A 24602-nucleotide genomic window follows, 5' to 3' on the forward strand; every position below is an offset into this window, starting at 1 on the left:
GTGAGCGCAGGTTCATCATGTCGTCGGTCATCGGTGGTGTCCTTCAGGTTGGCTCTAAGCAACCCGACCCTAACGGAAATCACCGATGGCTATGAAATCCAGCTACACCACTCCATGGGACACGATCACCAAGCTCAGTGAAAAACAACTTTCCATGTTGAAGCGCCTTACGGGGACGCCAACGGAATGGCGGGACCTTGGGGTTGTTGCTGACAATCCCCGACCTGAGCCCCATCCACCGTCGCCGCGTGACCCATCAAGAGTTCAGCGCCCACGCGGGCGAAATCCTCTGCGCCTCAACCCCTTCCGTGTCGGCAATCCATTCCGTCCCCGTTATCCCTTGCGGCCCCCGCGTGCGTTCCGCTCAGTGTTTGCTCTTGGACGTGGGCTCACGCTCGCGTCGTTGGCAATGGTGATGATCGTTGGTTTTTTCGGAATCTTTTTGACCCCTGATGCGAGCACCGAGGACGTTACTCTCAAGAGTTCTTCCGTCGCGCCGCAGGCCGGAGCTTCGGCGAAGCGGGGTGCTTCAAGCTTCTCCATTGCCGACGGGGACACGATACGTTTGGATAACGGGACTCGAGTTCGTTTGGTGGGCTTTAACACACCAGAGAAGTTCGAACCGCGATGTTCCCGTGAGGCCGCGCTTGGAAACAGAGCGTCCGAGCGTCTCAGGGAACTGGTGGCGACGGCAACCTCAACCGATCTGAAGCTTGTTGCCTGCGCATGTGCGCCTGGGACCGAGGGCACCAAGAAGTGCAATCATGGTAGGAGTTGCGGGACGCTTAAGGTGAACGGCCGCGATGTTGGGCAGACCTTGATTTCTGAGGGCCTTGCCGTTCCTTTCGTCTGTGGCGCAAACGGATGTCCGCCGACACCGCGTCCATGGTGCCGTTGATCACGTTCCAAAACCCAACTTTGCGACCGCCTTCTAGGGATCGGCAGGACGGCGTCGCCGGGTTTTAGCTGAATGTAGCTAAGATCGTTTCGCTGTTGCGCCTCCGAGGGGGTACGCGTGCCGTTTGAGCAGACGATGAGCTACCTTCGGCGGATGGAGGCTGTGGGGGTTGATCCAAGGCCGAGTTGCTCGAAGAACGCGGCGTTGCGTTGGGCAGCGGCTCCTAGAAGACCTTCGAAATCGATCACTTCAATATAGGCCTTGATACTCGGATTGTTGTTCCAACCGAAATAGCTCAGGCCGTCCGGTGAGGCGTTAAGCGCTGCATACTCGCACCGCTCCTGCATTTTCGGCGTCAAATCAGCAAGCACGTATATGTACGCCGGAATCTCGCTGGCGTTCGCAATGCGGCGACCAGATCTAAGCACGCCGCCCGCTCGGATGCGGCGAACATAGTTGTATGCCTGATCGATAGGATCTTTTTCTTCGCCTAATCCGTAATTTTTACGCATCGGCCGCTTGATTTCGACGATTGTGATCGATGGTTGGTTCGCTCCTTCGACTTCTCCGAAGAGGTGCGGGTTATCATAGATGTTCAGGCTCACAATATCCGGTTCTTTGCCCCCGGTCGCGCCAGTGAAGGGGAGGGCGCTGAGTGATTTGTCTGAGCCGAGGTAGTGTTGATGAAAAGCGAGTCTCTCGTTGAGAAGCCACAAATTGCTCCCACGAAGGTGGTCGAGGTCCTCGCTCGTCACCCCCATCGGCATCAGGAGATTATGGACGACTTCCTCCCTTTCGAAAGACCCGTCGTCCTTTATGGGAAGTGCGCTGCCGAGCAGATCAAGGACGACGCGCCGATGGGTGACGTAGGCCGCTAGGTCGGACTGCTTAACGGTCTGGAGCTTCTCCATGTAGGACGCGACGCGCTCCGAGTAGCTTTCGACTGTGTCAGTCAGATCAGGACGGAGGAGGCGGCTGCCTTCCTCCAACAGCGACTGCTCCACCTGGTACTTTCGCGTATGGAGCGCGCGGTCGAGCATCGCGTCAGTGGTCGACGGATCGACGAAAAGTTCGTCGCCGTCCATGTGCCTGACGATTGGCAGGTAGTGGGGAGCCTTAGTTTGGATGAAGGTTTGGAGGCGTTTCTGGCCAGCCTCGATGTTGTCCAGGAGTGACTGTCCGAGAAACATCTGAATGAGCGGGGCGGCGGCTTCCCGGATATCTCCAAGGGAAATTTCCGTCTCAGCCAACAGTCCTTCGGCTTCGTCCTCGATGTCAAAGCCCGTCCTCTCGGCGACCACCCGTTCATCGAGAAAGTCGCTCACGATATAGCCGGCGTACCTGTATGGGCCATCATGATCTTGCACGCTCGACGTTAACCCGGGCAAGTCGATTTGCTCCTCAAGGACGAGGCGTTGCCCCGCGCAGTAAGCCAGCACGTGTTTGCGGTCTTGCTTGAGGCGGAATTTTACGTGCGTGATGTCGAACAGCACACCTTTGATCGTGAATTCCTCGTGCTTCGATTCCGCATGCATGTGTTCGTCGAAGAGATCGTCGAGATCGATCGGGGCATCGAGCTGTTCGTCGTGGATCACGATCTTGGGGACTCCCGCTTTTCGGACGAAGTACCAGATGGTGTGTTCTAGCAAGCGTGCGGCTATCGCCTCGGCGGTTTTCTCGACGGAGGCAGCGTAGCTTTTACGGAACCCCCTCAGAAACACGCGCGAGCCGATGGTGTGTTCCATTTTAGAGGCCTTGGCTTCACCACCGGAGACCTCTCTGCTTTTCGAGAAATCGAATGATCGGTGATTCAGGACCTGGTCTTCGATATACCAGCTCTCGATTGCGACGTCGTCGAAGGCCTTGAGCCAAGTCAGGCGACCCACGCCTTTGCACCCCTTGTCCGCCTTAAGAGTGAAATCAAGCTGATTAAATGAATCCCAATTCTGCTGGGTGAAGCCGACACCGTTGTCGACGATTTCGAACCCGGTGATAGTCCGCTGCCGTCGCCCGCCGGGCAGATTCAGAGCGAGTTGTTCCGGCTCGCGACGAATGTGAATGTCGATAGTCCCGCTATTGCCGACAGCCTCCGGGGTACCGAAACGCTCTTCGATTGCATGGATCGAGTTCACAACCGCCTCGAAAAGCGGTATGAGCCCACTCCTCCGAGGAAGGGTGAAGTTTCTAAGGCGGCCCTGTAGATGTGTATCCATGCGTAGAAACTCTCCTCAAACCCTCTTAGATCGGCCGTGCGCAATGAGAAAGTGGAAATTGAGAGATAGGTTGTATTCGATTTCGAATGTGCTGCGAGTGTTTCAAGAGGTCGTGAAATCCCGCAGCTGAAGCCGTAGTCGTCCTCCCACGCGGACCGAACCTGAGGCTAGATCAAATCTCCGCGTAGAGCACCTGGGTATCAAACCAAGCAAGAGAGCGACCATCCTTCGATCGAACGTCAAGCTGTGCGATCGGTGCGCCTTTCTCCCTGTCCACGAGTAGAGACCGCTTTTCGTCAGGAGCGAACAAATAATCCTCGCCCCACTGACGGAGCGCCACGATCACCGGGAACAAGCCGCGCCCCTTCGCCGTGAGAACGTATTCCCGATAGGCGGTCCCATCGGAGGCTGGCGCGGTTTCGAATATCCCCCGTTCCACCAGGTCGCGCAATCGGGTCGCCAGCACCGCTTTGCCTATGCCCAGTCCTGACTGAAACTCGCCGAACCGGCGCGAGCCGTCGAAGGCGTCGCGGATGATCAGCAGGGACCACCAGTCGCCGATTACATCGAGGGAGCGGGCTACGGGGCATCCAGCATTCCATTGGCTGACACGTTTCACCATCGGTGATCTCCCTCGGGTTAAACTGGTTCTAACTTAGAACTAGAATCAAACCAAGCCAAGTGGTCTCAACAAGGAATTGGAACGAGAACACGAGGAACCCAATGGATGCCAGGTCAACCCGTTTTACTCACGGGACGCAAGGAGACGGCTTGTCAGGAATGCATTCGCTCATCATGGCGGCGGCGGCGGGCCTCAGCGTGGCCAACGTGTATTATGCCCAGCCATTGCTTGACCTCATGGCGAAGGACCTTGCAATTTCGCCAGTCGCCATCGGTCTCATCGTGACGCTGACCCAGGTCGGCTACGGGTTGGGCTTGATCTTCATCGTGCCGATCAGCGACCTTGTGGATCGGCGAAGTCTCATCAAGGTCCAAGGACTGCTGGCGTCTATCGCTCTCGTGGTCGTGGCGACTGCAGGGTCGAAAATGATCCTTCTCCTCGGCATGGCCGTTGTGGGGCTGCTGGCGGTCTTGGTGCAGATACTTGTCGCCCATGCGGCGGCCTTGGCTACGGCGGCCCAACGGGGCAGGGTCGTCGGCATGGTCACCAGCGGCGTCGTCACCGGTATCCTTGCTGCGCGTTTGGTAGCCGGTGTGGTTGCTGATTTCGGCGGATGGCGGGCGGTGTATATGGCCTCTGCGCTATCCATGGTCGTCATGGTCGGCGTTCTGAATTCTGTGCTGCCCAAGCGTTCCGCAGGGCCAGGTTCCGGAACTTATGTCGATGCGCTGATCTCTATCCCGCGCACGTTCCTGCGCGAACCGGTCCTGCTTCTCAGAGGGCCCCTCGCGCTCCTCATCTTTGCGTCCTTCAGCACGTTCTGGACAGCCTTGGTCCTGCCGCTCAGTGCATCGCCGTTTTTGTATTCGCATACCAGGATTGGTCTATTCGGCCTTGCCGGACTGGCCGGAGCAATTGCGGCGACCTATGCCGGAAGACTTGCTGATCGCGGCGATGGCAAATGGACGACGGGGGTCTCTCTGGTGCTCTTGTTGGTATCCTGGGGGCTAATCGCTCTCCTTCAGTCTTCCATTCCGCTGATGTTGGCAGGCGTGCTGTTGCTCGACCTGGGAGTCCAAGCCGTCCACGTCACCAATCTCAGCGTCGTCGTGGCTCTGAATCCACTACGCAGCGGTCAGCTGATCGGCGGCTACATGATTTTCTACTCAATGGGCAGCGCCATCGGGGCGATCGCGGGAACGTCCGCCTACGGATGGTTCGGCTGGCCGGGAGTCTGCTTGCTGGGAGGAACCTTCAGCTTCTGTGCGCTCGCGTTGTGGGTCGCCACGCGGCTGACGGCAGCTGCCGATCGATAACCTGTTCTCGCTGCTGCCTCTTGAGGAAGTCGCTGACGAGGACTGTTTGGCTGAACCTACGTCAGGGTCAAGTAGCGGACGCGGGCGGAACCGTTCCGTCCGGTGTAAGGCCGTCGACTGCATTGGGCAGGTTCTCGGAGAGGCGCTTTAAGATTTCCTCTTCCGACATGCCGGTTCGCGTGGCTATGTCTCGCAGGACATCTGGTCCCAGCGCTGACGCGAGCTCGCTACCATTGATCGGATCGTTCGCCCCGGGCTTGACCCATGACTCGCCTTTTTTCTCCTGCCCGGCCTGTCGGAATTGGTCGAGGAGGTCGCTCAAGCCGCCGTTGAGTATCGACCCGATGCTGCCGCCGCTGACCAAGCTTCCAAGTCCGCCTGTCCGCAACCTGTTAAGAATGTCGTCGATACCGCCATCCGATCCCGGGGCTGCATTCGCCGCGCTTCCCTGTGTCGCTCCACCCGGTGACGTCCGTTGGCGCTCGGTTACGCCCTTTAGGATTTCGGCGATCCGATCGCGGTTCTGAAATCCTGCGACTGCGAGGACGGCGAGAAGCGCTTTGAGTGGTCCGCTGGCCATGTCTGGTCTCCTTGATCTCGGCGATAAACGAGCGATCTTGGCTGTGGTTCCGCATGAGGCATCCTGATGAACCAGAAACCATCTCGCTCGAGGGTTACATGACGTCGTCGATCATCTTGTAGAGGCCGTGGATGGTCCTCGTTACCCCGATCCCCATGAAACGTCTCTGGCAGGTGTTGGAACAAGGCACCCGTTCGGCGACATGCGTGTCGCCGTGCCGTTTGTCGGTCTTGGCATCCTTGGCAGCCGCTCTACCTCCCTCAAAACGGGAGAAAGCGATGAAAGTCCAGAAATTCAATGTCGCGGACGCGAATATGGTCAGGTCTCCAGGACAGGATGCCGATATCTTCGTCGGAAACCTGGTCGACGAGAAGAACGGCGGGCCGATCACCATCGGCTACGGCCGGTATGCTCCGGGTCAGACCCTCACAGAAACCATAGCAGTCGATGACGTCATGATCGTTCTGGAAGGGCGGCTAGCGGTCTCGACGGGAGCTGGCACCGTCACGGCGGGTCCGGGCGAGATCGTCTACATGCCCAAGGGGGAGGCGGTGACGATTACGACGGAGGGGGAGGGAGCGCTCACGGCCTACGTGACATATCCCCACTGGGCGGAGGTTCACGACTAGAACTACCGGTTCAGCCATTGCCGACGAACTGAGGAGCGCTTCCGATGAAGCGCCGCCCCCGGCACCATTTCGGCGAAACCTGTTCCCGCGATGAAAGGCACCGCAGTTTGACATCTTCCCGTCTATTCTGGAGCAGACCGACGAACGCGAAATCGGTCACCGTCGTCACGGAGCGACCACATGCCAGCCGCTCGCGCACCTCGACGCCGATCCGAAGAACCTCCGACGATTGCAGTCCCGAGGTCTCAACCTCCTCCACAATGTCCGTCGCGGTATAACGTCCGCCGCAATACGAGGCGATCGCGTCATTGGTCGCGAAGTCGAGGAGCGTGAATAAGAATGTGTGAGCGTCGACGTCATGCGAAATGCCCGTACGACAATCGTAGTCGTGCCCGATCGACGCTGCCTTCCCGCCTTTGACGACCCCGTAGTAGTGGTACCAGTGGCCGGATCGGGTCAGGTATTCCGCTTTCCAGACGGCTTGGTCAAATAGCGTAGGTCCTTCCGCGATGTCGCAGAGGTCCTGGATCGTATCGAAAAATTCCGAGCGAAAGTCGTCCATCGATACTCCGCGCTCTACGCGAGCGCCGATTTGATACGGCGGATGTAGTCGGGCTTCTGCATTCGCCCGTCTTCCGCGAGCTTGATCTCGGTCTCGGTCAGGCCGGTCGCGATAGCGAGTTCGCTCACGCTGTAACCTTTAGACAGTCGGGCGCTGAGGAGGCTCCCGGCGGTCTGCTCGGGTCTGTCCGATAAGATACTGCGGGTGCTAGAGATGTCCATGGAAACTCCATCATTTGGGGAGATGAAGAACTGCGATCATCGACAGAGGTTCCGGCAGATAAAGCAACGATGTCGAAGACAGTGGCGTTGGAATGGGACGGGAGGGTCGGCCTAGACCGATCTACCTTATTCACTGAGCCAGCGTCCCCGGTGAATGGACTGCATTATTCACAGGCTGTGATGGAAAAGAGGGTATGTTCTGTGGATATGCTGTGTACGTGCGCTGCTTGTTCCGCCTGCTTATGACGGGGGGTAACGCGAAAGAAGCCCGGCTAATCGATGCCGGGCCTTGGGTCCGCCACATCTCCTGGGAGATGTGCCTGTATATGCCCAAATCAGTTTCCTGGCCAGCCGGAAGCCTGAAAATCATTAATACGCTGGCGACAAAAGGATGAACCTAGTGAATGTCAAAGCTGGCGGTGGCGGCTCTTATCGCCACCATGCGCCGTAAGCGAGCATGGCGAGGACGACCGTGACCAAAAGCGCCGTTTCGACTGTTTCGTTCACATCAGGACCGCCGTGGCAGCGGCCAGATCAGCCCGCGAAAGGGTGTTCACTGGGAGGCTAATCACCGTCTCCGAGTCCCGGTAAAATGCGACCGAGGGATGCTGGTGGCTGACACAGGTCGCGTTCATCGTGTTTCCTCGACACCATCAACCGGTAGAGGAGTGCGATGTTCCTCTTTCGAAGAGGTTTACGGCTTTCCAATCACGGCCGTGAGGTCTTGGATATTGGGCTTGGGGTAAATCAACCCTGCAAATACCCGAAAACCTAAGCGGCTTAGGTGAGATTGTCCGGGCTGGCTACGTCGCCGTTCGGGAGCACGAACCGTGCGGGGGGCACCCGTGCCGTCATGGGGTTCGATGCCGTTGACCCGACCACCCGCAGCTCATGGGGCCTGAGGATTTCGCGTTCATGCTGGAACAACGGCCCGGCAACATCGCGCTCCTTGGCAACGGCAGCTCGGCAGGCCTGCATGATCCCGCCTATGACTTCAACGATGCCGCGATATCATACGGTGTCGCCTACTGGACGCGATTGGTCGAGGTAGCAATGCCCTGCTGACACCCTGAGAGTTCTCAGCTGAGGCGGGCGAACTTGTCGAGCAGGTCGTCGAAATCTTTCGCAATGGGAGCGTAGTAGCCGATCTCCGACAGATATTCGACGGCTGCGTCTGCGGACTTGCCGTCCAGGTCGTCGTGGGTAAGGCCGTGGAACAACTCGCCGTCGGTATAAATGATCCTGCCCGCATGCTCGCCTTCGGTGATCTCGACGAGGGTGGAGAAATCGCCGCCGAGACCGACAACATGCGCAAACGGTGTGAGGTTGTAGTCGTGAAAGCCCATCTCTGGTGCGAGGGCTTCGAGATCGAAATAAGGATGGCCGTTGCCTATGCCGAACAGGGTGTTGATATCCGATAGGATGAACGCGTCACGACGCTGATCAGTAGGCAGTGCATCAATGCCATCATGAGGAAGAGCGTAGTCCAGCCCGTTTTCCCGCATCAGGAAACGCCGATATGCATCGGAGAAACGGACACCGTAGTCGCGCTCGTATGCGGCCAAGCCCTCCGCGTTCGCACCGCCGTAACGCCTGATGACCAGGGGCGATGCCACGAATTTCGAAAGACTGTCCGACGGTCGGAACGGCATAATGTTGTCACTGCTCAGTGTGGCCTCCTGTCATGTTATGGGCTGTGATCCCCGGTCTTTCTAAGTGTGACAGGAGATCGCGTCGTCAAGGCAGCTTTCGCGCTACCTGCCAATGAAGACGCCAGTCGCCGACTTGGAGGAAGGGGAGGGTGCGCCATATCTCCACCTTTTAAGGACTGCTCGGCATTTGGGCCTTCGGCGGAGGGAGACAGCCAATGATCGGAAAACTCGCTGATACATATCGTGCCTACCTGGATTGCCTCAATCGGCAGGCCTGGGACGAGCTTGGCCGCTTCGTTGACGATAACGTACAGCATAACGGTCGGCTGCTAAGGTTACGGGCTACCGGGAAATGCTGGTGAAGGATTTCGCAGATATCCCGGATTTGCACTTCAACATTCAACTGCTTGTCTGCGAGCCGCCGCGCCTTGCCGCGCCCCTTTCATTCGATTGCTCCCCGAAGGGCGAGTTTCTGGGCCTGAGCGTCAACGGACGTCGCGTGTCCTTCACGGAGAACGTCTTCTACGAGTTCACGGGATCGAAGATCAGTTCGGTATGGTCGGTGGTTGATAAGGCCGCAATCGAGGCACAGCTCGTTGATTCGTGAGTCGGCCAGCCGCCTCCTTGGCCGAAGTGCCTGGGTCGATTCGCGGTGATGACGACACCCGCACCCTAAATTCGTGTGGGGCTTGAAGGGTGAAGCTTACTTATACGGTCACAAAGAGGACGGAGGTTTTGTAAGGGGTTCAACGTTAGCCGTAATTTGTTCGAGGTATGCCGCTAGCTTGCGCGCCTCACTCAATTCAATCGGAACCCATACCGTGGCATCTCCACCCTTGGATTTGATCACCACGTACGTTTCCGCCGACGACTTGCGTCGCCTCAACTGGCACCAGCAAAGTGCTTTTCCTACTGATGACTCAATCGCAATTTCTGAAACTATCTCGTCAACCATCAACCCTTTTACGGCGTTGAATTGCGCGCTCAACCAAGACATCACTGTTGCCCCATACCTTGCATTGTTGGTGGCCGGCAATTTTGAGCCTCGGATCTCTTCCTTTTACGAATATGAAGTCAAGCAGTCTTCCTATCGGCAGTACAGTTCGGGGAAACGTGACAGCGACAACCGCTCGGAACCTCCGCGGCCCGCCTGTAGCCAATGCGGTGCGCTTTCCATCGACGTGATAGGGGGCGGCAATGAAACCGATAAGGATCTCCCGCCGGCTGATTTATGCGCTTGTCATGAGCGCAATCGCCGGAGCGATAGCAGCCTCTACTCTCACTATGATCGTCCTACACGGCGGGACCCATGCCACCTATTGCCCCTCAGCCAGCGCTTTCTGGATATTCCGCTGCGTGCCGACCCTGAGAGCGCTCCTTATGTTCGGGTGGGTAAGCCTTTTGACCGGAATGCCAGTTTTTATGTTCCTGATCATCATTCTCGGGATCGGGCGGCGGTAGGCCGGACACCAGCGCCCCAGTTGAGAATGACGGGATGGTAACAATAGCCACGAGTAGGTCCTGTCGCTGGGAGGCTCGCTCACGTCGCGTTCTCCTTGAAACTGCGTCATCTATGATGGAATGGAACGATGGCTTTTTCAGCCCGGGTCTGTCGCGCGTCCCGTTGATCACAGATGATGAAACGTAAGGTGGGCGACCCCCCGCGCTTGGACAAGCCATGAAGAGGCGAATGACGTCGGTGACCAAGTATGTGGCGACTCTTGGTGTCGTTGTTGTCGTCATCCTCGCGATGTCGGCGCTAGCGCTATTGACTTGGCTCATCGCCCGTTCTGTTGGCAACGGTGAAACTCCAAACGATTGGCTGATCTTTTTGGGATCAATCTGGCTTGCCTTAGCTTCATGTTTTGCTGCTGGCTTGACGCTTGTCCTTGGCAGGGGCCGCCATTGGCGACGCGGTGCGCTTACGGGATCAGTGGCGTGCCTGCTTCTCGCCGTCCTCGCCCTGTATCTTCATGGTTCCCGAGAGTACCACCCGATCGACACCGAGGAAGCAGCCCGCCCCATGCTGGAGTTCCTGATCAAGCAGGAGGCGCGTTCCTCTCCCGACAAAATCAGGGTTGTTGATCTCGACCGACAAATCCGCAACATCCGTATCCTCGGCCCCCGGATGTCATTCGATCCCCCAACGGCCCACTACATCGAGTTCGAATTCGATACGGGATGCGGAGAAGTGATCGAGTTGACCGCGATGACGGGCAGCGTGGAAGGAACCGAGCTTTCGGGGCTTGCGAACAGGGCCTATTGCGCCCGATAGGCGGATGTCTGACTGGCGGCACTCAGGGGACATTGTGGCGTCTGAAATTCCCTCTATTTCCCGTCAATTTGATCTCGACCACGAAGGTTAGCCAATGGGATGGGATGCACTCGGGCGATGGGGAGAAGACGCGGTTCGCATCGAACCGCTGGCTGGTGGATCGGCCAACGACGTGTGGAGCGTTCGCATCCACGGCCGGATCGCCGTCGGGCGTCTCGGCTCCAGGAGCGACGCTGACCTCGCATGGGAAACAGACCTGCTCCGATACCTCGACCGTGAAGGCATGACCGTTCCAGTACCGATCCCGACGACGGACGGCCGCCTGTTCGCGGACGGTCTGGTGGTGATGAAATACATGGAGGGCGGACCGCCCGAGACGAAGTCCGACTGGCGTCGCGTCGCCGACGCGCTCCGGGAACTGCATCGATTGACACTGGGCTGGCCGCAGCGCCCAGGTTGGCGGTCATCGATCGACCTCCTGCAGGCCGAGACCGGAACGAGGATCAACCTCACCGCGATGCCGCCCGAGGGTGTTCTTCGATGTCGAGCAGCGTGGGCACGGCTCATCGGGCGTCGGACATGCGTTGTCCACGGCAACCCAAATAACCCGGGCAACGTCCGCATGACCGCAGACCGGGTCGCGCTGATCGACTGGGATGAGTCCCACGTCGACATCCCCGACCTTGACCTTGTGCTGCCCGACAACGCCGCCGATCTCGATGACGACGCGCATGACATCGCCGCACGAGCGTCAGCCGCATGGGAGGCCGCCGTCTGCTGGAAGGATGACTACGCGGTCAAGTGTCTTGCCGAAGTTCGTGCGGTTCGATCAGTCTCGGTGGGGAGCGAGAAGGCAGTGGTGCAATCGTTTATCACTCGTTCCAGCACGGTTGGTAAAGCGGAAGGTTGAGATGTCGACGCACACAATAACGATGACACCGATACTTATTCTAAATATCTACTTCTCCCTATCCGTTCTCCTATTTTGCATTTTCTCGTTTGTAATTCGAACGAGATACAGAACGAAAATAAGGTATGTATACATAACTTTGTTCATGTCAGGATGTTATCTTGCCGATATCATTTATCTCGATTTGATGCGCTATGGATACAAGGGACTGAAATACACCATCGGCGGGGCGTTGTTCATATGGCCTCTTTTCTACATGTTGATGGCTGTGTCTCAGGCCGTGACGAATTCCTTCGGGATAAGCAGGCATCGGGGGTTTAGTATCACGTGTTTCTGTCTGATGTTTGACTCCCTGGTCACACTGTTTCTGGTATACAGCTGAAGGAGCCTGCTGAGGTCCGGAGGTAACGACATATACGCCGACTTGGATCTCGATGTTCTCCACGCTCAAGCGCGAATATCAAATTTGTGGCAGCCATATTGAGGATAAGCGAGAAGCTCTCGCAGGAGCTGTCTGCGGGGGATCAACGAATGAGACGTCAACGACACTGAACGGTTTAAGACGGCATCCTCGATGCGATAACGCCCAGCTGGTTGTCGAGCCACGCCAGCATTCTTGATAATTGCAAGTGGCGGGGACCCGAGAATGCCGCCGATCTCGGCGATGGCGCGCATGACATCGTAGCGCAAGCGTCAGCCGCATGGGAGGTAGCCGTCTGCTGGAACGACGACTACGCGGTCAAGCGGCTTGCCGAAGTTCGGGCAGTCTGAGCAGTCTCAGTGGAGCGGCGGGTCGTATCATACAGGAACATCCGGCGACGGCATTGCGGCCAACGGGAGTCATTGCCGCAGTATCGGGATGTCGAAGACCAGCAGCCCAGCCTTTTCCAATTCGAGTTGCGCCACGACCCGGCCGTACGGGTCGATCACGGTGGTAGGTCCCCACGACACCCGTCCATCTCGCTCTCCGAAAATGTCCGATGAAACGAGCCAGAGACTATGCTCCTTGCATCTCTCGGCACGCACCATGTTGTGCACATCACGGTACTCTGCTGCTCGTTGGCGAGGCATCATGTTGTTCGCGAGACAGACGATCAATGTGCCACCTTGATCGGCGATCACCTTCGCCATGGCCGGGAAGTTCGTGTCGTAGCAGATGTTGATACCAAACGTCAGTCCTTCGACCGAGAACACAGGGGTTTCCGCACCTGGAGCGAAGAAACCCTCCGACTTGAGGAGATGTGTTTTTCGGTAAAACCCTTTGATCGCTCCACTCTGGATGACCGCTGCGGTGTTGAAGAGACTACCTGAACTTGCCTCGATCATGCCCAGGGCGATGACCATGTCCGTCAACGGCAGTCGAGCGACGATGGATTGAAATTCTGGCGAAGCGAGGTCTAGTGCAGATCGCCGGGCCTCGGCCTCGTCAAGCAGATATCCCTGCAAGAAGCATTCCGGGAAACAAAGCAATCGGGCACCACGAGCCGATGCCTCGGTGATGACCCCCGCGGCGTAGGATAGGGAAGCTTCAACGTCTCCCCTGAATTCTGGCGTCTGCACGGCGGCGATGCGGACGGTGTCCATGCCTCAGGTCCTTTCATCGTGAAGAATCAGTCGAACGCCACGCCACTAATCCAGTGATCAACCGTCGTGGGTATGGGATATTGCTACCGGAGAGACGGATAACTTCCGTGATAGGTTAGGTTCGGGGTGGACCGAAGCTCAACCTCATCGTCACCGAACGCCGTCTGGTCCACAAGGACAAAGGTATTCGCGGGTGTCCCGCTTTTCTCGATTTCGGTAACATCCGTGTCGTGTAGCCGAGACCGCAAATAGTCCCAATCCGGCTCTTGGCCGCTTTTCCATATGACTTCAATGAATCGCTGTCGAGGCGGTGACCTAGTTCCGATTTCAGTGGCCATATAGGATTGCGGTCCTCCCACGCGGCGTACTCGTCGTCAGACGCGTCGCCATTGGGTTCAGGTTCCCAATGAGGATGTCCGAATGCGGACGCATCTTCGTTGGCTTCGAACATCGCGGTGAAAACGTGTACTTTGGCTTCAGCGGACATTGTGACTCCTTGTGTTAGTCCGTCCGACATAGATAGCGCAAATGTATGCGTCTGAGGCCACTTTGTAGACTGCGGCCGCTTCGCGCCAACACCTTCCCCAGAACGGGCTCTCGCCAAGCCTAAGATTGACAGGCAACAAACCTTCTGCGAACAATTAGTCCTCGGTGGATACGACCTGCTGCTTGCGCCCCCTTGGGGTACGGTGAATGTATCGAGCCGCTTATGGCTCTCTTTGCCCGAACGAACGGGTCAGCAACGCAAGCCCCTGACGCTTTCCGTTCGTTTATGCAAAGGATCATCCCATGCGCGATTTCCGCGATGCCAAAGCTATGGCAAAAACCCTACGTGAAGCGCTTCACGCCAAATCTTTCGCCTTCACCAACAGTGAGAGCCAGGAGCTCGTTGCTCGAATTCTTGGCTTTCGAGACTGGAACGTATTGGCCGCAATGATCCAAGCGACGCAGCCGCCAGCTAAATCGGTGAGTAGCGAAACGTCTATTCCAGCGGGGGCGGAGATCCCCCTCGTTCCTATGCGGGACTTGGTCATGTTTCCGCACATGATCTCGCGGATTTTCGTGGCGCGCGAGAAAACCCGACAGGCCGTGGAACACGCTCTTGCCAGCGACCGGCGCGTTCTCGTCGTCGCCCAAAGGCATGGCGGCGACGATCATCCCGGCACTCTTGAAGCCTTCTATCCAGTGGGAGTCATAGCAAACGTAGTCGATCGCCAGACACAGGTGGACGGGACTCTCAAGGTTACCGTCTGCGGGCTTCAGCGAACAGGCATGGTCCGGCTCACCGATGACGTGTTTCTGGCGGCGGAGATTGCACCAATCGACGACGAACGCGGCCAGTCGGCGGAGGCCGCCGCTTTGTCGAGTGCGGTTCTCGATGCCTACCAGACGTACGCCGAGGTCGATTTTTCTGCACTACCGCCGGGATCAAAGGCTAGGTTCGGCCTACCTTCGATCGGAAATCCGAGCCTCTTAGCCGACACAGTCGCCCCGTTGCTATCCACCCCTATCGAACACAAGCAGCAACTCTTGGAAACCAATGACGTGGTGACTCGTCTGCATAGACTCATCGAACTGATGAGCGATGGCCGACCCAAGGCCGTCGCAAAATACTAACTTTCGCAACGTATCGGCTTTCTCTCAAGGGGTTTGAGGATTCTCGTCACGGAACTCGTTCGCAAAAGCTGGAGTTCCGCGGCGGATTTTTCGACGCCAATGACTGGATGGGCCGTAACGCGTCATGGAGGAGAAGGGCCATATCGGTCATTGCACCTCTTGCATGACTGCATATTGCGGGTCGGCGCAAAAGTCACGAAAACTGGTGCCGCTTTGACCGGGGTTTTGTGACACCAAACAGCCAGGTCAGGTTACGCAAGATGGGGACTATTTGGTAGCTTTCTGGAGATGAAGCATGTTCACCCACGTTATGATTGGAAGCAACGACTTGGAGCGGGCCCGAAACTTCTACGACGCCACGTTCGCTGCATTGGGAGGCAGGCCCGGCGAGATGGATGCGAGAGGCAGGCTGATCTATACCCACGAGGGCGGTCGGCTGATGATCACCAAGCCTATCGACGGCAACCCGGCGACTGCAGCCAACGGCGGGACGATCGGTATCGCCGCCGCGAGCGCCGACCATGTTCTAGCGTGGCATGCCTCTGGTATCGCGCATGGTGGCACAGCGATCGAGAGCCCGCCACGGGAACGCCCGAACGGCTCATTCGTCGCCTATCTTCGCGATCCTGACGGAAATAAACTCACCGCGCGGTCCCAGCCAACCAGATGAAATAGGGGGTCAGCAGCGCGACAGATCGATGCTTGGAGGCGAGTAGGTGCCGAAAGCGGTTCATTCGCTTCCGCGTTTCAGGGTGCGAAGCTCCCAACTATCGAGCAGCGTTTCAGTACAGGTTATGTCGACGGACGCCGCCAATCCTTTCCTGCTCCCGTGCGATGCGTTCCTCTCTGGCCGCACAAACCCGGGACGGTGACGACGGTGAGACATTCTCCCAGTCGGCTTGAAGTTTGACGAAGAGATTACGCTTATCGTCGACCAGAGGCGGGGGAGAAATCCCCATTCGGCGCATCGCCACAAACAGATCATTAAGGAGGTCATATGAAAGATTGGGCTTAGCCCACAGGGCCAGCAGGACAGGTTCGGCGACCACGCGCGCCGAAGAGCCGACACGACATAGGCCTTCTATGGCTGCTCCATCGACGGAGGGTAACGAAGCGCGTGGATTGATCAGGTAGGGCAAGGCATCGGGGCCGAGGTCACCCAGCCGCCGGAGTAGCGGCTCCGCCTCCCAAAGCCAGTGATCGTTGCCAGCATCCGCGTAGATCGACAGAAGACGGGATTTGAGTTCGGCGAATTCACCTGGGGGCAGAGCGGCCGCAAGTCGAGCAAGGATACGGCCGCTCTCGCGCGCCTTTAAATGCAAGCGCGCTGCTCGTTCGATGCCCGTCATGACCGCGCCGGCGTGGGAGGCAAGGGCATCGGCGCGACTGACCAGGACATCGATCTGCCATTCGGTGACCTTCGCTGTCGGGTCTGCGATCATCGCGTCGACGTTGGAAAGCTGGCGTGCCAGGGTTGCCTCCTGTATCCTGGCGATATTCGCCAGCACCATAGCGCTATCGCTTCCGGCTCGATCTTCGATCGCGATAGGCACAAGTCCGAGAGCCCGTGCGAGGACATTTGAAGCTTGCCTGTATGGGGTGCCGCCCGGGACAATGGGCGTATGACTGTTTCGGGAGAGCCAGGCACCGCATTCCCATCTCGCCGCTCCAGAATCAAGACCGCAGCCGATGATCGGCATCGGTATCCATCCGAGAGGTGCGGCGACGCCCCCGAGGAGCTGGAAACTGCGGCCGTCCGGCATGGTGATGGTCGTCGTTATCCGTGTCACTGGCAGGCTTTTCTCGGAATCCGTCGTCTCCTTCCGGCTCACCGTAACGATCGGTAGTTCTGGCCTTTCCGGCATCGACAGATTGCAGAAACGTGTTTCCAAGGGTCCGTAGGCGAAGGCTTCACCATCACGAAACTCCGAAGTCTGCACATTTGTAGACTGTAGCTCGCGGGTCTCGCGGAGCTTGACGCATAGTGGTCGTTCGATCATCCGCTTGGACAGATAACCCTCTGGAACATTGCCTTTGACGGTGTAAGCGACCGCTAGCGCGAAGTTATTGGTGAGCCAGGCGCTATTCCCGTTTTCGTCTCTCTCGAAGACGAGGGCGTGGTGAGCAGGATCAAATCCCGTCATGACCTGCATGTTAGCTGCGTCGGTGAGGCTGCTGAGCTCACGCAACGCGGAATGTTCCAGTGCTGCAACCGTCCAGTACCCTCCGTAAAAGATCAGTGGCAGCAGAAGCCACAGGCGCGAAACCCGCCCCATGATCGCCTCGATGGCGACCCCAATCATGCTGCCATTCACGAGCACGACCGACCAAACCATCGCCATCGCGAACATCAGGAAAATGCCCGTGAACGGTATGGCTTGAAGGGCGAAGACGCACCCGGTCACGACCAGGCCAACGAGCGAGATCGGGAAATGTCTACGCACCTGCTCTTCACCCTTCATGACCCGGACGCCGCCACTTTCAATAGGGGAGATGCTTATCAGACTTCTCCCCAAGAAATTCTAAAAGGGCGCAATCAGAAGTTCCATGGACGCTGGTCACATTGCAACTGCTGAGAACTAAAGCTACGCTGGGGGCGTCAACCGCTCGTCAGTTGCGAGTTGGGCATCTACGTCCCGCGACGGCCGACGCGCTGCACTTCATCCGCAATTTTGCACAGCAGGTAGAAGGTCAGAATTCCCATGAGAGAAGCATGAAATTGCAGGATGACGACAACGGCCCTAGCCTAGCTCGCGGTCTTTTCAGAATCGGCGTTCTCTTCGGATGTTTCGCTTTCGTCCTGTTCTTCTTTTGGGAAACTTACGGTTCGAGCGCCGCTCTCAGCCGACTATCAGCGGCGGCAAGCAATTTCTCCTATACAGAGAGGTGTGATGCCAACGGAAATCCGACGACTACGGGAGAACCCAACTGCATCGACCTTGGTCGCTACCAGTTTGTTTATGGCCCCGTGATGACGGCCTTTCGAAGAGCGTGTTCAGGGAGTGACGATGCCCCGGGGGTCATAATCTTGGAGGAAGACAAAGCACCAAGAATAGAAATTCACCGGGTGGAAAAGGCCTTCAGGTTTCGATCTCGCAATAGTGCGAATGTGCCATGCCTACCAACCAACCCGACGCCCTAAGGGAGGTTGGTCCAAGGGAACCGTTGCGGCAGGCTAAAGCTATGTGGGGCCGAAAAATCCACGGCATCAATCCATCGATCCGGCTCCACTTGTAGCGGACGACGGTGGCCCGCTATCGGACAACCGCGCCTAGTCCGTAGTGTCGTCACGGGTTTCCACGGCGATGTCGTGAAGGGCTAGCGTGTCCTCGGGAGCGTACTCAGCAGAAAGTATCACGCCGAGAAATGCCGCTCGGGCGATTTCCTTTCTCGTCGCCTGGGGATGCCGTGCCTTAACCGCATCCACCAGCGCCTTGGGCTTCATTCCGGGGATAGCGAGTTCTCTGATCGTATTCGCGATCTTCTCGATCTCCCGAAGCTTCTTCTCGCGCATCCAAGCCTCCAAGGGGGGCATTCACAAAGCCTTGCCAGATTTTGTTGAGGCCTTTGTGACGGCTGTGCGAACGACGTAGGGAGGCTGAACACGTTCGGTCCCGAATGCGATGTCGAAATTTGTGGAACGGTTCCCTGAAGTGGGCGGAAGGGTCGCGAGGGGATGTTCGTTGGGGGTGCGAACGATCTTTTCCGGGGACGGGGGAAGTACCCTCGCGACCCACCTCAAACGCCCCGCTGGGCAATTGGTTCCGATGGAAAGTGCGGCCGGAGCTGCACTGAAGCGCGCTCCGGCCGCCGGCCCGCCCTGGGATGTCCAGTTGAGGGAAAAAGTCGAAGTTGAAGACCCGCCTTGATGGGAGAGGCAACTATAGGGAATGCGAGGCGAGCCTTCCACCACTTTTAAGTAAGGAGGGGGCTTGCGTACGGAAGCGGACAGGCAGGCATGCGTCCTGGAGCGAAGCGGTGGCTCGATGCCGTTGCAGGAACCAGGGTTTAGTCCGCCACAACACCTACAAGCTTGCGCTCGACGATAAGGGCATTCAGCAGCGAGGTCTTCTCGTTCAGCACGGCAAGTAGCCCGTCGATGTCCGGCCAAGCCATGGTGAACCGATATATGGCCATTGCTCCAAGGGGCTCCAGATCCGGGTCATGCCGCCGAAGTTCTTCACGCTCGGACAATGCTTCACGCTGGCAATCCTCCAGGGAAGCCTCGAAGCCCAAAGAATCGTCACTGCCCGGCACGATCTGATACCCAAATACAACCAATTCCATTCCATCTTCCTCGGACAAACACCCTCATAGGTATAGCCGCACATGGGCGCTGGGGAACTCTCAAAATCGGGGGGTGACGAGGACATCCGCACCACGGCGACGGGCTAGGGTGGACCTGCGGTCTCGTTTGCATCGTCGAACAGATCATGCGACGACTTCTCGCAGGTTGAGATATGCGCGACCGGGGAGGTGAGACGGGTCCGTGTCAATATGTGCCGGAGTACTGCGTCATTGCGTTCTCAGCCGCCAATCTCGACATTCTCCGATCCCGACTGGGCATGCCCGCCGCAGTCGATCGCGTCGCCCACCCGCCCGGCTGGCTTGCCATTGATGAAGACGGAACCCGACCCTACGGTCAAAGAACGTCCATATGCGGGCTCGGGACATGAGGAGCAGCCATGCGGTTCGTAGGCGTCGCCCACTCGCATGAGTGGCTTGCTGTTGACATAGACATTGGGGCTGCCACCCGTCGCATTGCTCGGAGGAAAATGGCATGCATGACCCGAGCCGATGTCTTCTCGTCGATGTGCTGGTGGCATGGCCTTAACCTCTCAAGTCCATTGTCAAAACCCTGGCATTCTCGTCATTCCTACGGACGTTTGCATGTTTTTCCCGATGTCTCGCGCTCCAAACACGGATGCGTCTCTATGAATTGCCATACGAAGCCCCGCTCTTCATTCCCGTCAGCGAAAGTTGCAGGCATAGCAACAGCCGATCGCTTCATGAGTGGCCCCTTCAAAACACCAAAAACTCGCTCACGGCATGGAACTGCCCGCACGGCCTCTAACCCATTGGACATCGTTGTCCGATATCCAACGGCGGATCCAGTCGCCGCGTGCGTCTCGCCTTGCATGCATCTGGTTCCAAGCGCCACGGCTTGAAGGTTTCCCTCCGTTTTCCTCGAACAAATCGATGGGACCGCCCACATGCGTGGCATAGTCAAGCGCGAAGTAGGCTTCCAAGCCGGAGCCGAGCAGATCGCTTGGGAAATCGACCTTCCCCGATGCGGCTGCCATGGCGATCCTCCGATTGCCATGGAGCTGCCCGGTCGCTGACCCGATCCGTCGATGTGTCACCAGAAAAAGTGGCTGATTGGAACTGTCGAGGAGAAAGCTTTCAGCGTTCGGAAAGCCGTCGCCCACCATACGGCAGGCGAATGTCATCTTTTTGCTCGTCCGGTCAATGTGGATGTCGAGCGAATTGGACACATCGAGCTCAGGAACCACGCCTTTGTAAAAGTCGTGCCAAGCGTCGGAATTGGGCATGGCGAAATTTTGGCCGCGGTAGGAGAGAAAGACTTGCGCGTGCTGATCGCCATCTTTGCGATACGGGTCCACCTGGCCGTGCACCTCTGCCTTGGGCTGCTTTCGAGGATCACTGTAGTCCTGATCCAAGCCGAAAATCGCATTCCGGCTGACGTCCGATATTGCTGGTCTGGCGATTAGTTTTGCAGCTTCCAGATTGATCACGACCTCATGCTTAATTCTGGACGTTGCCCCAAGGCTGGTCGAAAATCCTCTATTGTCCCCCTCGTAGAACAATCCTCCAGCCCCAAAGTTCTCCTGAGGATGAAAGGAACGTGTATGAAGAGCGATTTCAGTCATGAAACCTATCCTTCGATGCCGAGCAGGAAAGTACGTGGTCGAATTTCACGCAACTATATCGTTCGGTTAGAAACCCTATTCGTTTCGCACTGCCCGCTATCCGACTTTCTTCTTCGGAATGGTCGGTTCCCAGTATATGCATAACTTGAAGCGGGCCGACATTTACAATCTCTTGGCTTACCGGATGCATGTCCTGCCCGACCCCTCCAATGCTCACTTGCTTGGTCCCGAGCTTCTCCATTGGATAGTCGGCTCCGGGGAACGGCGCGAAACGGAAGCGAAATGTGCCGTCTTCTGGATAGTCGAACTGAACAATGCTCACGACATCTGACGCCACCGCGCCGAGTCGACGGTCGGCGTCGCCGATTGGCTTGGCGCTACTAACTCGTTGATCATTTAGGGCCGGATTTTCGAAGCCTGTCGATTGCCTCCAGTCTTCGGTCGACACCTGCTTTGGCAAGACAATTACCGTTCCACCCCGACCAAGGATTGGTGGCTTGAGGTAAATCGTTACGTCTGAAAGCATCTTCTTTTTATCCTCCGCGACTGCGTACGAGTAGCTGCTGCCTGCCAATAAAATGGGCAACAAAATCGCCATTGGGTACCGTAGATTTCGCATCCCGTCGTCCTCTAGGAATTAAGGTCAATGCGGGCGGCCTTCATATCGATATGCTCCTCTTCCTGGACGATTAGCTTGACGCCCTTCATCGTGATCGTGCCGTCTGGCTGCATCAAGATTTCCGATTTGCCGCATCGGAAATGTATCTCGCCATGGGCGTCGATCATCTTCTTCTTTGCGACCACCTCTCTCGAATCCTGCCCCGTGGAAATGAACGCGGCTCCGCCGACATTGACCGTATAGGCGGCACCTACAGTCGTGAGATACACCCCTGACACCTCGATGCTGTACGCTGATGTGGTATTTATCCGGATGGAGTTGGCCGCGTCGATACTGAGATTGCCCCGCCCAACGGCCTGGTCGAGAGAATGGCTCAGGAAATAGCCGGCGGGACGCATACCAAAGGGATCACGGCGGGCCTCGCCGCTGATGAGATTGCCAAATGAGCCCGTGCCGACATTGATGGACAGGTTCTGAGCGATGTTTTGCGTGCTCGACCTCTCGACTTCGGTCAGGGACATGCCGCCCACGGAGACGATCTTGTTGGCATCTACGCGCTCGGTCGCATGATTTTCGACCTTGGCCGTAAAGTCCTTCTGGGCATGAAGGTAGATTTCCTCACGGTTTCTCTCGTCTTCGAAGGTCAGTTCGTTGAACCCGGTCCCCTTGTGCGTGTTGGTCCGGAACACGCTCTTGGTCTTGTTGGCCGGAAGTTGGTATGGAACCCTGTTCTTCGGATTGGGCACCAAGCCAACGACGATCGGCCGATCGGGATCACTGTCCAGGAATGCCGTGAGTACTTCCATTCCGATCCGTGGGATTACCTGGCCGCCCCAGCCCTGGCCGGCCCAGTTGGTGGCGACCCTGACCCACTTGGTGTCGGACCCGTCCTTCCTGGCGCGATGGCGCTGCCACGGGAACCACAGCTTTACGCAGCCGTCCGGATCGCAGTGGATTTCCTCACCCTCAGGCCCGACGACAACCGCGACCTGCAAGCCCTCTATTTTCGGCTTGGGCGTGGTGCGATGCGGGGTCAGAGGAACCCGTGACGGGATCGCCTCGAACGTGTTGCGATATTCCGGTTCCGTGCTGGAATCCGTTTCGTAGGAACGGTCGATGATAACGTGCTCGGCAGAAACAATGACATGCTCCTCATAGAGCGCGTCCGGATTGGCCACGTCGTATGGCGTGAAGCGACGACCCGGTTCAAGGACGCGAACCGTGGACGCCCCCGTCACCCGCTCGTGATCCGCTTCGCTTGCCTGCGAGCGAAGCTTCTCCACCTGTTCTGCCTCGTCGTGCATCATTGCCCGTGCCGGCCATTCGAACACCTCCCGCCTGTCATTGCCGGGCAAATCGACCAGCGACGGCGTGGTGTTTTGTGGGATGGTGCCGAAGGTCTTGTAGTTCCAGTCCGCTCCTGTGCGGCTTCCTGGCACATAGGAAAAGCGGCGCATCCACTCGCGGATGTGGTTCTGGTTCGAGCTGCCGCGCGCGAGCCTGACCCTGCCTTCACCCTGGGCGGCGTCGGAGGGGTCAAGCCAGCCGGAGGTGTGGTTGACCAAATGCAGCGTATGCGCGCCCTTGCGATGCGTAAACCACCAGAAATATCCGTCCTCCTCGAACCGCCGGAAGAGATAACGAAGATCGCTTTCGTTGAACTGGCACGAATAGTGGAGCGGTTTTGGGCTGAGGACGCCGCTCGTGTCGGCATGCTTCAGCCCATGTTCTTGCATCAGCGTGTCGAGAACATCGATAGCCGTCTGATCCATCCAGATGCGCGAGTCGCGCGTCTGAGACAGGAGCCACAGGGAGGGCCGCAGCACGAGTTGATAGGAGCGGAGTCCTCTCGTCACCGAAGGACCTTCATGCAGTTCTGTGACCAATCCATTCCAGCAGCGATGGACTGGCGCTTCTGCGTCTTCTCCCTGCAGAACTTCCAGCTCGACATCGACGAGTTTGCCGATCAGGTCGGCCGGCGCGATGTCGTGTTTGGACCGTACCGAAACCTGGATTTCAAAAAGCTTGTTGACACCCTCGGTGACGCGGGCTCTCTCCGGAAGCAGGACGTTCTCGCCCAGCGGCGAGGAGATTTTGATCACTCTCGATGCCTGGATAAAATCGCTACCTAAAGGCTGGTCGTTCATGAATACCCTCTTGGCCCCCGTCAAAGGTCTCGGCCCGACACTTAGTCACGTTCAGCCGCAGCGTGTGGAGAAATTAGGGCATCACCTGCGGTTTGCAAGCGGTGGACAGGCGCGACCGTTCTGCTGCTGCCGATCGGTGACGGCCCCGACGACAGGCGTCTTCCGTCAGGGCGATTTGGGTTCGAATGATGGATAGTGATCGGCTTAGAGACCGCTTTAGGACCGCCAGCAAGGTGCCCACTCCGGAGTGGGTCAGAAGAAGTAATCCGGGCCTTGCAGAACTGCCTATTCTGCGACCTTGCAAAGGGCATTGCCCTGCTCATACGATACCTTAAACTGACATCGCATTGAACAGGCGCATATTCCGTTCCCGAGATATAGTGGCGAAAATGGCGACGACGATCCGTTTTATTCGCATATTTTGGAGCATCTTTTGGCGATCGGTTCTGGTCTTCATCATCAACGCCATCATCACTTACGGGCTTTCCGCGATGGTGCACCCGCAGTCTGTATCTCTCGTCAAGACCCGATTGTCCGTATCGCTTCTACCCGCGATCTTCATCTTTGCGGCATTGGCTGCGAAGTCACCGCCAGGCGTTATCTTCGAGGAGCATTCGTTGCTATCCAACGCACAGTGGCGGCAGACCTACGTCGGGCTGTGCCTATGCAGTCTCATCAGCCTGGTGATTGTCAGCGTCACGGCACCACTGTTGGAGACAGATGCATGGCTAGCCCTGCGGTCATTGCTGCCGATGGCATTGTTCTTGATCTTCTGGGTGGGGACTGCCGCCTGGCAAACACGATCAGCGATCAACCGGTAGCGGGGGTGTTTCAATAGAGGTCTCGAATCTCCGGATCGATTCAGC

Annotated in this window: 21 protein-coding genes and 3 pseudogenes; 11 read left to right on the forward strand and 13 right to left on the reverse strand. The window is 57.5% G+C overall.

Annotated elements, in window-relative coordinates; genetic code table 11:
- Positions 1-1038 precede the first annotated feature (1038 nt).
- Positions 1039-3111, reverse strand: coding sequence for an ATP-binding protein (locus C5L10_RS31515; protein ID WP_105432915.1), 2073 nt, complete (start codon positions 3109-3111; stop codon positions 1039-1041).
- Between the two features lie 172 nt (positions 3112-3283).
- Entirely contained in the window at positions 3284-3733 is a 450-nt protein-coding gene (locus C5L10_RS31520) for a helix-turn-helix domain-containing protein (RefSeq protein ID WP_105432916.1), read from the reverse strand.
- 158 nt (positions 3734-3891) lie between these two features.
- Between C5L10_RS31520 and C5L10_RS31525 the strand changes: the two genes are divergently transcribed.
- A complete protein-coding gene (locus C5L10_RS31525) occupies positions 3892-5049 on the forward strand; it encodes an MFS transporter (RefSeq protein WP_245448322.1) in 1158 nt (385 codons plus the stop codon).
- A 67-nt stretch (positions 5050-5116) separates the two neighbouring features.
- On the opposite strand, the gene C5L10_RS31530 is transcribed toward C5L10_RS31525, so the two are convergent.
- On the reverse strand, positions 5117-5629 hold the full coding sequence (locus tag C5L10_RS31530; protein ID WP_105432918.1) for a YidB family protein: 513 nt from the start codon (positions 5627-5629) through the stop codon (positions 5117-5119).
- 278 nt (positions 5630-5907) lie between these two features.
- Here C5L10_RS31530 and C5L10_RS31535 point away from each other — a divergent pair, with 278 nt between their 5' ends.
- A complete protein-coding gene (locus tag C5L10_RS31535; RefSeq protein WP_046625469.1) occupies positions 5908-6258 on the forward strand; it encodes an ethanolamine utilization protein in 351 nt (116 codons plus the stop codon).
- Between the two features lie 10 nt (positions 6259-6268).
- Here C5L10_RS31535 and C5L10_RS31540 read toward each other — a convergent pair whose 3' ends face one another.
- Positions 6269-6820 (reverse strand): hypothetical protein, encoded by a 552-nt coding sequence (locus C5L10_RS31540; RefSeq protein WP_105432919.1) that lies wholly within the window; start codon positions 6818-6820, stop codon positions 6269-6271.
- 1136 nt (positions 6821-7956) lie between these two features.
- Between C5L10_RS31540 and C5L10_RS31555 the strand changes: the two genes are divergently transcribed.
- Positions 7957-8106: a hypothetical protein gene (locus C5L10_RS31555; protein ID WP_371412014.1), complete on the forward strand. Its 150-nt coding sequence runs from the start codon at positions 7957-7959 to the stop codon at positions 8104-8106.
- A 14-nt stretch (positions 8107-8120) separates the two neighbouring features.
- Here the strand turns inward: C5L10_RS31555 and C5L10_RS31560 are convergent, their stop codons facing one another.
- On the reverse strand, positions 8121-8693 hold the full coding sequence (locus C5L10_RS31560) for an SMI1/KNR4 family protein (RefSeq protein ID WP_046625477.1): 573 nt from the start codon (positions 8691-8693) through the stop codon (positions 8121-8123).
- Positions 8694-8908: 215 nt separating this feature from the next.
- Between C5L10_RS31560 and C5L10_RS31565 the strand changes: the two are divergent.
- The 5 genes and pseudogenes from C5L10_RS31565 to C5L10_RS31590 all read left to right on the forward strand — a co-directional run.
- Positions 8909-9300 (forward strand): annotated as a pseudogene (locus C5L10_RS31565) (ester cyclase).
- 229 nt (positions 9301-9529) lie between these two features.
- Positions 9530-10195, forward strand: coding sequence for a hypothetical protein (locus C5L10_RS34030; RefSeq protein WP_172717282.1), 666 nt, complete (start codon positions 9530-9532; stop codon positions 10193-10195).
- A 188-nt stretch (positions 10196-10383) separates the two neighbouring features.
- A complete protein-coding gene (locus C5L10_RS31575) occupies positions 10384-10968 on the forward strand; it encodes a hypothetical protein (RefSeq protein ID WP_105432922.1) in 585 nt (194 codons plus the stop codon).
- Between the two features lie 94 nt (positions 10969-11062).
- A pseudogene (locus C5L10_RS31580) lies at positions 11063-11794 on the forward strand (phosphotransferase enzyme family protein); the annotation flags it as partial.
- 723 nt (positions 11795-12517) lie between these two features.
- Positions 12518-12649 (forward strand): annotated as a pseudogene (locus tag C5L10_RS31590) (aminoglycoside phosphotransferase); the annotation flags it as partial.
- Positions 12650-12718: 69 nt separating this feature from the next.
- On the opposite strand, the gene C5L10_RS31595 reads toward C5L10_RS31590, so the two are convergent.
- The gene (locus tag C5L10_RS31595) at positions 12719-13462 is read right to left on the reverse strand and encodes a carbon-nitrogen hydrolase family protein (protein ID WP_105425036.1); all 744 of its coding nucleotides are present in this window, start codon (positions 13460-13462) and stop codon (positions 12719-12721) included.
- A 789-nt stretch (positions 13463-14251) separates the two neighbouring features.
- On the opposite strand from C5L10_RS31595, the gene C5L10_RS31605 reads away from it, so the two are divergent.
- Together C5L10_RS31605 and C5L10_RS31610 are read left to right on the forward strand one after the other, a co-directional pair.
- Positions 14252-15079 carry an LON peptidase substrate-binding domain-containing protein gene (locus tag C5L10_RS31605; protein ID WP_105432926.1) on the forward strand — a complete coding sequence of 276 codons (828 nt, stop codon included), beginning with the start codon at positions 14252-14254 and terminating at the stop codon, positions 15077-15079.
- 295 nt (positions 15080-15374) lie between these two features.
- Entirely contained in the window at positions 15375-15749 is a 375-nt protein-coding gene (locus C5L10_RS31610) for a VOC family protein (protein ID WP_046625492.1), read from the forward strand.
- A 112-nt stretch (positions 15750-15861) separates the two neighbouring features.
- On the opposite strand, the gene C5L10_RS31615 is transcribed toward C5L10_RS31610, so the two are convergent.
- The 7 genes from C5L10_RS31615 to C5L10_RS31650 all read right to left on the reverse strand — a co-directional run bounded on the left by C5L10_RS31615 (position 15862) and on the right by C5L10_RS31650 (position 23736).
- Entirely contained in the window at positions 15862-17541 is a 1680-nt protein-coding gene (locus tag C5L10_RS31615; RefSeq protein ID WP_245448324.1) for a hypothetical protein, read from the reverse strand.
- 809 nt (positions 17542-18350) lie between these two features.
- A complete protein-coding gene (locus C5L10_RS31625) occupies positions 18351-18593 on the reverse strand; it encodes a hypothetical protein (protein WP_105416456.1) in 243 nt (80 codons plus the stop codon).
- A gap of 494 nt (positions 18594-19087) precedes the next feature.
- Entirely contained in the window at positions 19088-19366 is a 279-nt protein-coding gene (locus C5L10_RS31630; RefSeq protein ID WP_105432927.1) for a hypothetical protein, read from the reverse strand.
- A gap of 239 nt (positions 19367-19605) precedes the next feature.
- The gene (locus C5L10_RS34790; RefSeq protein ID WP_105432928.1) at positions 19606-19905 is read right to left on the reverse strand and encodes a PAAR domain-containing protein; all 300 of its coding nucleotides are present in this window, start codon (positions 19903-19905) and stop codon (positions 19606-19608) included.
- A 216-nt stretch (positions 19906-20121) separates the two neighbouring features.
- Positions 20122-20970 (reverse strand): hypothetical protein, encoded by an 849-nt coding sequence (locus C5L10_RS31640; RefSeq protein WP_105432929.1) that lies wholly within the window; start codon positions 20968-20970, stop codon positions 20122-20124.
- On the reverse strand, positions 20963-21568 hold the full coding sequence (locus C5L10_RS31645) for a hypothetical protein (RefSeq protein ID WP_105432930.1): 606 nt from the start codon (positions 21566-21568) through the stop codon (positions 20963-20965). The genes C5L10_RS31640 and C5L10_RS31645 overlap by 8 nt, the downstream gene beginning before the upstream one ends.
- Positions 21569-21600: 32 nt before the next feature.
- Positions 21601-23736, reverse strand: coding sequence for a type VI secretion system Vgr family protein (locus C5L10_RS31650; protein ID WP_105432931.1), 2136 nt, complete (start codon positions 23734-23736; stop codon positions 21601-21603).
- Positions 23737-24125: 389 nt separating this feature from the next.
- On the opposite strand from C5L10_RS31650, the gene C5L10_RS31655 reads away from it, so the two are divergent.
- A complete protein-coding gene (locus C5L10_RS31655) occupies positions 24126-24557 on the forward strand; it encodes a hypothetical protein (protein ID WP_105432932.1) in 432 nt (143 codons plus the stop codon).
- Positions 24558-24602 lie beyond the last annotated feature (45 nt).

The organism is Neorhizobium sp. T6_25 (genome assembly GCF_002968555.1).
Taxonomy (GTDB): domain Bacteria; phylum Pseudomonadota; class Alphaproteobacteria; order Rhizobiales; family Rhizobiaceae; genus Neorhizobium.